Below are 5,638 nucleotides of genomic sequence, written 5' to 3' on the forward strand. Positions count from 1 at the left end.
TAACTTAATGCAAGAAGAAGGTTTGGATAAAGTAGCACTTAAAAAATTAAATTTACCAGAAAAAGCGACTCCAGATTTAAAACAATGGAACGAATTTTTATATAAATTAGAACATCCAAAACACGAAGTAAACATAGGTTTGGTTGGTAAATATGTTGAATTACAAGATTCATACAAATCCATTTTAGAAGCTTTTATTCACGCTGGCGCTACACAAGAAACGAAAGTCAATGTGGTGAGTATTCATTCTGAATTTTTAGATAAAACCAATGTAGCTGATAAATTACAAGGATTAGATGGTGTTTTAGTAGCTCCTGGTTTTGGTGGAAGAGGTATTGAAGGTAAAATTGAAGCGATTAAATATGTGCGTGAAAATAATATTCCTTTTTTAGGAATTTGTTTGGGAATGCAAATGGCTTCTATTGAATTTGCAAGAAACATACTTGGTAAAAAAGATGCCAATTCAACAGAAATGAATGAAAACACAAGTTATCCGATTATCAGTTTAATGGAAGAACAAAAAACAGTTACTGAAAAGGGTGGAACTATGCGTTTAGGTGCTTGGAAATGCTCAATTAAAGAAAATACTTTAGCACACAAAATTTACGGAAAAACAAATATATTAGAGCGTCACCGTCATCGTTTTGAATTTAATGGTGATTATTTAACAGAAATGGAAGCAGCTGGATTAGTAGCTTCTGGTTTAAACCCAGATACAGGATTGGTTGAAATCATTGAATTACCAAATCATCCTTTCTTTATTGGGGTACAATACCATCCAGAATATAAAAGTACAGTTTTAAATCCACATCCATTATTTATGGGATTAGTGGCTGCAGCTGTTAAAAACAAATAGAATTGCTATATTGTAACGATTTTATTTAAACGCATACAAATTATAAATTTAATTCAACTCCGTTTGAGTTGCACATTCATATTATGGAAGAAAAAAAGTTTGACATTAAGTCGTTTATTGGTTTCACATTAATCTTCGGGATTTTAATGTGGATGATGTATTCAAACCAACCAACAAAAGAAGAATTAGCTGAAACAGCCAAAAAAGAACAAGCCGATAAAGAAGCAAAAACACCTAAAAGTGTAACGCCAACTACAACTCAATTGGTTCAAAAAACTGATTCTACAGGGAAAATTTCACAAGAAGCTTTATCTAAATTAGGTGCTTTCGCTTATGCAGAATCATTACCTACAGCTAAAGATAGCGCTACTTTATTAGCAAATAATGTATTGCGTTTAAAAATAGCCAATAAAGGTGGATACATTTCTGAAGCTACTATATTAAATGAAGAACAATTTAAGAAAGGTTCAGGAAAAGCGGTTCAAATTATTAAAGATAATAATGCGAACTTCAATTTAACCTTAACAACAAAAGACGGTAAAGTTATCAATACTAAGGATTTATACTTCGAACCAAAATATACGAAAGAAGGAAAAAATCAGGTAGTAACGATGCAACTTAAAACAGGTGAAAATCAGTTTTTAGAATACCGTTATGTAATGAAAGAAAACGATCATATGTTGGATTTTTCTATTCGTACACAAGGTTTGGAAAATGTATTAAATACTTCAAAACCAACTGATTTAGAATGGAATTTAAAAACCTATCGTAACGAAAAAAGTGTCTCATATGAAAATAGATATACCGAATTAATTTACGAATTTGACAACGGAAAAGACGATTATTTAAATGCGGCTTCAGATAAAGAAGATACTGCAGAAGCCGTTACTTATGTAGCATTTAAACAACACTTTTTTACTTCTGTTTTATTAACAAACACACCATTTAAGAAAGTAGATTTAAAATCGGATAATTTAGTAGATGATGAAAAAGTAGATACTGTTTTTACTAAAAACTTTACAGCTAAAATGCCTTTAGAGTTTAAAAATGGCGCTTTAAATTACGATATGAATATGTATTATGGTCCTACAGATTATAAAACATTAAGTGCTTATGATAAAAACTTAGATGAATTGGTTTCATTAGGTTGGGGTGTATTTGGATGGATAAATATGTTTATTTTTATTCCATTATTTGGTTTGTTATCAGGATTTATGCCTTATGGTTTTGCTATTATCATCTTCACGATTTTAATTAAAATTGCGATGTCGCCTATAACATACAAATCATTCTTGTCGCAAGCCAAAATGAAAGTATTGAAACCAGAAATTGCAGAATTGGGTGAAAAATTCAAAAATAACCCAATGAAAAAACAACAAGAAACAATGGCATTGTATTCTAAAGCAGGCGTAAATCCAATGGCGGGTTGTATTCCAGCATTAATTCAATTACCGTTTATGTATGCTTCGTTTCAGTTTTTCCCTTCTGCTTTTGATTTAAGACAAAAAAGTTTCCTTTGGGCAGACGATTTATCTTCATATGATTCCATTTATAAATTGCCATTTAATATACCTTTTTATGGTGATCACGTAAGTTTGTTTCCAATATTAGCCGCTATTGCAATTTTCTTCTATATGAAAATGACAACAGGCGACCAAGCAATGCAAGCGCCTCAACAAGAAGGTATGCCAGATATGGGAAAAATTATGAAAATTATGATTTATCTTTCTCCGATTATGATGTTGGTTTTCTTCAATAATTATGGTTCTGGATTGAGTTTATATAACTTTATATCAAACTTAATTACAATCGGAATTATGTTAGTCATTAAAAAATATGTTGTTAACGAAGAAAAAATTCACGCACAAATTCAAGTAAATAAAACGAAACCAAAAACGGAATCGAAATTTCAAAAGAAAATGCGAGAGATAATGGAACAACAAGAAGCTCAAAAGGCATTAAACCAAAAGAAAAAATAAATTCTTTAAAAACCTGTTCTTGTTGAGAACAGGTTTTTTTATACTATTTTTGTAAAACAAACGTTGTATTATTTTAGAGATAAAAAAACATATTTAACAAATATTATAATTTATGAAAAAACTAATTTTTATTACTTTTTTAGTAGTTGCAAATTTGGTTTCAGCACAAGATAAATTAAATCAATTTGACGAACAAGGCTTGCGTAATGGTTTTTGGAAAGGCGTTCACGAAGAAAGTAAACGTCCAAGATACGAAGGCACTTTTGAACACGGAAAAGAAGTTGGTACTTTTAAATATTTTGATGATACTAAAGCAGGTACATTAATTGCAACTCGCGATTTTTCAAAAGCAGATGGTTCTTGTTATACTATTTTTTTCGATCAAAAAGGTAATAAAGTTAGTGAAGGTGTTGTAAAAAACAAACTTTTTGAAGGGCAATGGAAATATTACCATCAAGAATCTAAAGATATTATGACGCTTGAAAATTATAAAAACGGGAAATTAAATGGTGTAAGAAAAGTGTTTTATAAAGCTAATAAATTAGCGGAAGAAATATATTATACTGAAGGTAAGAAAAATGGCATTGCCAAAACATTTGCTGAAAATGGAAAGCAAATAGACCAACATCAATACGTTAATGATATGTTTGAAGGTGTTGCCATTTATTTTGATGGGAATGGAAAAAAATTATACGAAGGAACTTATAAAAACAATGTAAAGGTTGGAATTTGGAAATTTTACGAGAACGACAAAGTTGTAAAACAAGTTAAAGCGGATAAATTTTCAAAGGAATTAAAAAAAGTGGAACAAAAATTAGCCAAGAAATTTGCTAAAAGTACTCCTGTAGAAAAACCAGTTGAAGAATAATAACAAAATATAAATGAAACGAGTAGTTGTAGGACTTTCAGGTGGAGTAGATTCTAGCGTTGCAGCCTATCTTTTAAAAGAGCAAGGTTATGACGTTATTGGACTTTTTATGAAAAATTGGCACGATGATTCCGTAACTATTTCAAATGAATGTCCGTGGTTAGAAGATAGTAATGACGCTTTATTAGTGGCTGAAAAATTAGGAATTCCGTTTCAAACCGTTGATTTATCTGAACAATATCAAGAAAAAATTGTTGATTATATGTTTTCAGAATACGAAAACGGACGAACGCCAAATCCTGATGTATTATGCAACAGAGAAATAAAGTTTGATGTTTTTATGAAAATTGCCGTTTCGTTAGGAGCAGATTATGTAGCAACCGGACATTATTGTCGTAAAAACACTATTGAAATTGATGGAAAACAAGTTCATCAATTATTAGCTGGTAAAGATGACAACAAAGATCAATCGTATTTTTTATGCCAATTATCACAAGAACAATTAGCAAAAGCATTATTTCCAATTGGCGAATTAACAAAACCAGAAGTTAGAGAAATTGCCACTAAAATGGAATTGGTTACGGCTGAGAAAAAGGATTCTCAAGGCTTATGTTTTATTGGGAAAGTGCGTTTACCAGAATTTTTACAACAAAAATTACAACCAAAAGAAGGTGTAATTATTGAAATTCCTGCTACTAATGAAATTTATAATTCGATACTTCCAAATTTTGTAAATACCGAAGCATCATTAGCTTTTTATGCTAAAAATAAAGACTATTCAAATACAAATGGAATTGTAAAAGGAAAGCATCAAGGTGCTCATTATTTTACAAACGGTCAACGTCGTGGTTTAAATGTTGGAGGGACAAAAGAAGGTTTATTTGTTATTCAAACGGATGTTGTAAATAATATTATTTATGTTGGAGAAGGCGCCAATCATCCTGGGTTATTCAAAAATACGTTGTTCATAAAAGCAAACGAAGTACATTGGATTCGTCAAGATTTAAAATTGAATGTAGGAGAAACTAAAAATGTAATGGCACGAATTAGATATCGTCAGCCGTTGCAAAAAGCAACATTACATCAATTTGATAACGGAATGTATGTACAATTTGAAAATCCCCAATCCGCAATTACCGAAGGACAATTTGTAGCTTGGCATATGGATTATGAATTGCAGGGTAGTGGAGTAATTTCATAAAATAAATTTGCTATATTTGAATACTAATTTTTAATATGAAAAAAATATATCTTTTATTATTTTTAGGAATTATCAACTTGAGTTTTGCTCAAATTGAAGATGCCTGGGTGTATTTTAATAACAAGCCAAGTGCAGCAACTTATTTAGCTAATCCTCTAACGATGTTGACACAACGTTCGTTGGATAGAAGAATCGCTCAAAATATTTCTTTAGATATTACGGATGTTCCCGTGGAGCAAAGTTATATTACTCAAATTGCGGCATCAACTGGTATAACAGTTATGGCAAAATCAAGATGGATGAATGCGTTGCATATTCGAGGTACACAAGCCAATATTCAAGCTTTAACAAGTTTAAGCTTTGTGAATCACATCACTTTTGCCAATCGTACCTTAAATCCAGGTGGAAGAGTTTCTCAAAGCAATAAAATTTCAGCAGTAAACAAACAATTAGATGCTCAAGTAATTTACAACTACGGTAATTCTCAGAATCAAATTGAAATGCTTAACGGGCATTTATTGCATCAACAAAATTATACTGGACAAGGAAAAGTTATTGCCGTTTTAGATTCTGGATTTTTAGGAGTTGATACAGCACTTCCATTTCAAAATTTAATTACAAACAATCAAATATTAGGAGGTTATAATTTTCCTGATCAAAACACTAATTATTTTTTCAGACACAATCACGGTTCAAATGTTTTATCCACTATGGGCGGATTTGCAGAAGGGCAA

Annotated in this window: 4 protein-coding genes and 1 pseudogene; all 5 read left to right on the plus strand. The window is 30.8% G+C overall.

All coding sequences use genetic code 11. From position 1 onward, the window contains the following. On the plus strand, positions 1-856 hold an 856-nt coding region (locus tag ACIQ11_RS08500; RefSeq protein WP_396154225.1), incomplete at its 5' end, for a CTP synthase. 83 nt (positions 857-939) lie between these two features. Then, positions 940-2,835 carry a membrane protein insertase YidC gene (gene yidC / locus ACIQ11_RS08505; protein ID WP_396154226.1) on the plus strand — a complete coding sequence of 632 codons (1,896 nt, stop codon included), beginning with the start codon at positions 940-942 and terminating at the stop codon, positions 2,833-2,835. A 112-nt stretch (positions 2,836-2,947) separates the two neighbouring features. Beyond that, positions 2,948-3,703 (plus strand): toxin-antitoxin system YwqK family antitoxin, encoded by a 756-nt coding sequence (locus tag ACIQ11_RS08510; protein ID WP_396154227.1) that lies wholly within the window; start codon positions 2,948-2,950, stop codon positions 3,701-3,703. A gap of 13 nt (positions 3,704-3,716) precedes the next feature. Further along, positions 3,717-4,904 carry a tRNA 2-thiouridine(34) synthase MnmA gene (mnmA, locus tag ACIQ11_RS08515; RefSeq protein WP_396154228.1) on the plus strand — a complete coding sequence of 396 codons (1,188 nt, stop codon included), beginning with the start codon at positions 3,717-3,719 and terminating at the stop codon, positions 4,902-4,904. A 35-nt stretch (positions 4,905-4,939) separates the two neighbouring features. Next, positions 4,940-5,638 (plus strand): annotated as a pseudogene (locus tag ACIQ11_RS08520) (peptidase S8); the annotation flags it as partial.

The organism is Flavobacterium sp., from assembly GCF_044361065.1.
Lineage (GTDB): Bacteria > Bacteroidota > Bacteroidia > Flavobacteriales > Flavobacteriaceae > Flavobacterium.

What these genes read in the sequence shown, in the direction of transcription:
- yidC (WP_396154226.1), top strand. Translation starts at nt 940, where the DNA reads ATGGAAGAAAAAAAGTTTGACATTAAGTCGTTTATTGGTTTCACATTA.
- mnmA (WP_396154228.1), top strand. Translation starts at nt 3,717, where the DNA reads ATGAAACGAGTAGTTGTAGGACTTTCAGGTGGAGTAGATTCTAGCGTT.
- ACIQ11_RS08510 (WP_396154227.1), top strand. Translation starts at nt 2,948, where the DNA reads ATGAAAAAACTAATTTTTATTACTTTTTTAGTAGTTGCAAATTTGGTT.